This window comes from Candidatus Phytoplasma crotalariae (genome assembly GCF_030586865.1).
GTDB lineage: Bacteria > Bacillota_I > Bacilli_A > Acholeplasmatales > Acholeplasmataceae > Phytoplasma > Phytoplasma citri.
Map to the genome: position 1 here is coordinate 1 of NZ_JAOSIR010000039.1, position 3,145 is coordinate 3,145.

3 protein-coding genes are annotated in these 3,145 nt (G+C 32.7%); all 3 read left to right on the forward strand.

What is annotated here, in order from left to right; all coding sequences use genetic code 11:
- On the forward strand, window positions 1-311 hold a 311-nt coding region (locus OC683_RS02160), incomplete at its 5' end, for a single-stranded DNA-binding protein (RefSeq protein WP_304514904.1).
- 200 nt (window positions 312-511) lie between these two features.
- Window positions 512-802 (forward strand): HU family DNA-binding protein, encoded by a 291-nt coding sequence (locus OC683_RS02165; RefSeq protein ID WP_304514906.1) that lies wholly within the window; start codon window positions 512-514, stop codon window positions 800-802.
- A 31-nt stretch (window positions 803-833) separates the two neighbouring features.
- A partial coding sequence (locus tag OC683_RS02170) for an AAA family ATPase (RefSeq protein WP_304514905.1) occupies window positions 834-3,145 on the forward strand: 2,312 nt, incomplete at its 3' end.

Below are 3,145 nucleotides of genomic sequence, written 5' to 3' on the forward strand. Positions count from 1 at the left end.
AATTAATCGGCCGTTTGAGCCATAATTTAGAAAAACAATACATTAATTCCAATAACGAACAAATTCCCAAAATTGATTTTCAATTAGCCGTTAATCACAAAGACCAAGTCCAATTTATCCCTTGTGTGGCTTTTCGAAAACTAGCGGAAAACATGAGTCAATATTTACATAAAGGTTCCAAAGTATATATCGAGGGAAGTTTATCGATCCAAAAATATCAAAATCACCAAGGCCAAATCAGAACAACGACAAAAGTTATTCTCCAAAATGTCATCTTTTTAGATCATAAACCTTCAGACAATAAATCATAAGCTAATTTGCCTTTTTAACTATAACTAATTTGTAAGGAACTAAAAGGAGCCAAAAAGTTATTCAATTTTATTAAAAATATAAACAAATAAAGGAGATTTAAAAAATGAGTGATGCGTTAACGGAAATTTATCGGGGGACCTATTTTTTAACCCGTAGTCATTTAAAAAAAACTATAACTAAAAGGAGAAATAATAATCTTATGACTAAAAAAGAATTAATTAAAAAAATCGCTGAAGCGAACCAAACTTCTATTACCAAAACTACAGAGTTTTACCACCTTTTTGAAAAGATTTTAAGCGAAGCGATTACGACCAATACCGAAGTCATTTTATCCCCCCAAATTGGGAAATTTGTTTTAAAAGCGAAAAAAGCCTATCTGGGCAGAAATCCCCAAACAGGGAAAAAAATTAAAATTCCTGCTAAAACGGTAGTCACTTTTAAATTATCTAAAACTATTAAAGACCAAGTAAAAGAGTTAATTTTAAAATAACTCCCTTACAACCTAAGAAAGAAGGAAATCTATGACCTTAAACAAAAAAATCTATTTGATTTTGTTGGGTTTATTAAGTTCAGGTTTGTTGATTTTATTCATTTTAGGCATCACTCCTTCTTATCAACCAACTAAACCCCCAACCTTCACCAACCAACCTCCAATTACCCCCTCACAAGAAATTGACCACCAAATCTACTTAGAACAAGCCAAAATCCAAGAACTGCACCAACAAGATCACATTTTAAAAAACCAAATTGAGGAAAATGTCAAAACTTTAACGGCGACTATTACCCAAATAAAAAACCTCCAAACCGAATTAACCAATCATCCTGAATTGCCTCCCAACACGAAAACCCAAAAACACCAACAATTAACCGAACTAAAAGCTCAACAACAAACCCAACAAACCTTAATTGATAATTTAATCGCCCAAAGAAAAGCCTTAAATCAAAATCAAAAAGAAAAACAAGAAGAATTAGCCAAATTAGCTCAAGCCAAAGCCCAACTCCAAACCCAAGAAAATCTCCGCCAACAAATTTTCCAATTAAACCAAGCTCTTAATTATGTGGAAGCGCATCAAAAAAGAATGGAAGAATTAAAAACGCAACCAGAATATCAAAAAAATCCCACGGAATTAAAAAATTTCCAGGATTTTCAACTGTTCTTAACCGATCAAAAAATCGCTTTCGAAAAACAAAAGCGAAATTTAACTATCCAATTAAACCATGTCAAAGAAAACAAACCACTCCCCCAACTAAAAAAACAAGTAACCTTCAAAGATGTGTATGGAATGGAAACCGAAAAAGAAGAATTAGCGGATTTATTAACTTATTTTCAAACCCAGCAATCTTTAATTAATTTTGATCAAGTCCGCCCCAAAGGTTATTTACTTTATGGCCCCCCTGGAACAGGAAAAACTTTTTTAATCAAAGCCCTTTGTGGCGAAGCGAATGTGCATTTTATTAATTTAATTCCTGCTAAACTAGATCAAAAATACATTGGCGAAGGTAAAGAAGTTTTAGAAAAAATTTGGCAAGAAGCAGAAAATTATGAGCGCACCATTATCTTTATTGATGAAATTGATGGCTTACCTAATCGCGGTGAGCACAATACTTCTTCGGTGAGCGCGAATATTGTCAATACCCTTTTAGATAAATTAGATGGCTTTCAGCGTTCGGATAAAAAAATTGTGGTAATGGGAGCTACTAATAATCTTGCTAAAATCGATCCTGCTTTACGTAGTCGTTTTAGTAAAGAAATCTATATTGGTCATTTAAAAGATGCCGAAATTTTAGGTTATTTAAAACATATTATCATCCCTTATCAAATTAGTTACCATACTTTTTTAGCTTTAAAAGAGATTGCCCAAGTATGTCAAGGAAAAAACTTCTCCAATCGGGATTTAACGACCATCATTGAAGAAGCTTATAAAAAAACCGCCAAATGGCAACAACAAAATCCTCAAACTCATGAAGCAATGTTACCTTCGGACCTGGAAGAAGTTTTAAATTTGAAATTAAAAATAAAACGGGATTACAATCAAATTAAACAAAGAAGAGAAGCTTGTGAAACCCAATACGCCCAATGGCGTCAAGGCATTTTACAATATTTAGCTAAACCGAAAGACGAAACGAAAATGGCATGTAGTTATACTTTTGATCGTTTAAATGGCATTAACTATTACCAACTTCGTTATGCTCAAATCTCAGCGGAATTAAAGGATATTCATCAACAATTAACTAAAATTCACCAAGAAAATAAAATTTCGCAATTGGAACAAGAAATCGCCACTTTAAAACAAACTCCTGAAAAATATGCCCAAACGATTAAAGATAAAAACCAAGAAATTATGGATATTAAAAATAATTTGAAAACTTTTCAAGCTCGAGAAGAAAGTTTAAGAAAAGAATTGAAACTGGTCGAAAATCGTCGGGAACTTCAAAAAGAACCTACTAATCTTGCCAATTATATTCAAGAAGGTTATCCTTTCGACCGTTGGAATGATCTTGGATTGGATTATCAAAGGGTCCCGCTTAATGATTTTGAGCATTCTCACTTTGATATGAAAGATGGTAGTCATTTATATTCAAATATTAAATTTGAAAAACAATTCCACTCCGACGCATACGGTAACTGTTTAATTTTAAAATATAACGGCCCGAAATACTTACTAGAAGAAGACAAAGACTATTACCTAGGACGCGCTTTTGTTTCCGACTCTAACTTTGAATTAACCAATTTCCATCTGCACTTCAACCCTGTTCGTAAAACTTTATCCCTTTATCAAGATAAACATCATTATGATAAAGCTCAAGAAGCCGAATATCTTTCACGAACTAA

Bases quoted from the DNA above. Each gene is read 5' to 3' on its own strand.
- OC683_RS02165 (WP_304514906.1), top strand. From the start codon at position 512: ATGACTAAAAAAGAATTAATTAAAAAAATCGCTGAAGCGAACCAAACT.